The sequence below is a fragment of the Streptomyces sp. NPDC054961 genome, assembly GCF_053609145.1.
The window spans coordinates 78,872-80,782 of sequence record NZ_JBSGWY010000035.1; the positions used below are offsets into that span (position 1 = coordinate 78,872).

The following is a 1,911-nucleotide window of genomic DNA, read 5'->3' on the forward strand; positions in this document are numbered from 1 at the left end:
CTGTGACCGTTCTGGGTGTGCTTAACCTGGTGGTCTTCACACAGGGCGCCACCGCGGTCCTCATGCCGCACACTGCGCGGGGGGGGCCCCCGGCCCGGGCGGGGGGCCCCCACGGTCGTTTAGCCGGGAAGGCGGCCCGAACGTCAGTGGTGGCCGCCGCCGTTGAGCTTCACACCGCCGAGCAGCGGGGACGCCTGCGTGGCCCCGTTCGCGAGGTGCAGCACCTCGCCCGGCGCGTTGTTGCGGACCTCGTTGACCTTCTGCACGGTGGTCAGGACCTTCTCCACGCTCTCGCCCTGCTCCGCCATCCCGTTGGCCACGGTGTTGGGGAGCGCCTCCGAGACGGGGTTGACGGCGCCCAGCACCTCCGTGAGTCCGCTCGTCGCGCTCATGGGGACGGCCGGCGCCTCCGTGGCGAAGGCGGGGGAAGCGGCGCCGAGGGCGGCGACGGAACCGACGACCACGGCGGCGACCTTCGAGAGCTTCATTATCGAAATCCTTTTCCCGTGGCGACCTTCGCGCCACTATCGCCCTGGCTAACGATTCCCCGACGTTACGGAAACGCGGAACCGAACACGGCAACGGCCGGAGAATCCGACAAGGGACTCTCCGGCCGATATTTCTTCTGATTACCGGTATTGCCGTCAGGCGATACGGGACCTCCGGTACAGAATGGCGCCGCCCAGGACCAGGGCCGCGGCGAGGGCCGCCGCGGCGCCGGGCTGCCCGGCGCCGGTCGCGGCGAGCTCCGGGACGGCGGCCCGTGCGGGCGTGGCGACCGGAGCCGCCGGCGGCGCGGCGGGGACGCCCACGGCCACGGGCGCGGGGGCTACGGGCGCGGGCGGCGCGGGGACCGGTGCGGGGACCGGCGCGGGCGCGGGAGCCGGGGGCAGGTGGACGGGCAGGTCGCCGGCCGGGGGAGCCGGGGGCTGGTCGGCCGGCCGTACGTCCCGCGGTACCGGAGCCGCCGGGTGCTCCGTGAACTGGCTGCCGCGCGGAGGCATCGGCGCGGGAGCCTCCTGCGCGACGGGGGCCGGCGCGGGGAGCGTGTGCGCCTCCTCCACGGGGGCGGGCCCGGGGGCCGGGGCCGGAAGGGGCCGGGGCGTCTGCGGGGCCGGGTGCTCCGCCGCGGGCTCCGGCCGGGGCATCGGCTTCGGCGCGGGGGGCGCGTGGTGCGGGGCCGGCGGCCGGGGGTGCTCGGCGTGCGGCTTCGGCGCGTGCTGCGGCCTCGGCCCGGGCCTCCCGGGAGCCGGGTGGTCGTCGCACTCCTCCTCGCCGGAGTTCCCGTAGCCGTCCTGGTGGGGGGCGCTGTCATGGTGCGGGGCGCCGCCCTGGTGGGGGACCCGCGGGGATTCCCCGTAGCCGCCCTCCTCGTGCCGTTCCCCGGGCCGCTGCGCGTGCCGGGCCTCCCGCTCGTCGAGGTACTGCGCGAAGGCCTCCGCCTGCTCGGGGCTGAGGTAGCGGTCGTAGGCGTGGTCGTGCCGGGTGTCGGACCCGGTCGTGGTGGCGCAGTGGTTGCCCATCGCGGGGTTGAGCCCCGCTCCGGCGTCCACGGTGTTGCCGCACACGTTGGGTGCGAAGGTGACCGGTACCGAGACGCTGTTGCCGGCCAGCACGCCCGGGGAATGCGAGGCCTCGGCCATGGCTCCGGAGTGCGCGTAGGCCGCGCCGGTCGCGATCGACAGCAGGCTCGACGCGGCGGCCGCGGTGAGCATCCCCTTGCCCAGTACCTGTCGGCTCAGTACCTGTCGCATGGGTCCTTCCCTGTCTACCGGCGCAGCGGCCGGTGCTGAATCGGAGGTGGGGGGGGGGGGGGGGGGCCCCGCCCCCCCGCGCGGCCCCCCCCCGGGGGGGGGGGGGCGGGGGGGCGCGGGGGGGCGGGGGGGGGTGGGGGGGGTTGGTGGGAGGAGC

Annotated in this window: 2 protein-coding genes; both read right to left on the minus strand. The window is 76.5% G+C overall.

What is annotated here, in order from left to right:
* Positions 1–143: 143 nt before the first annotated feature.
* A complete protein-coding gene (locus ACWF9Z_RS27210; protein WP_453606069.1) occupies positions 144–488 on the minus strand; it encodes a hypothetical protein in 345 nt (114 codons plus the stop codon).
* Positions 489–644: 156 nt separating this feature from the next.
* Positions 645–1,754 carry a chaplin gene (locus tag ACWF9Z_RS27215; protein WP_453606071.1) on the minus strand — a complete coding sequence of 370 codons (1,110 nt, stop codon included), beginning with the start codon at positions 1,752–1,754 and terminating at the stop codon, positions 645–647.
* Positions 1,755–1,911: the final 157 nt, after the last annotated feature.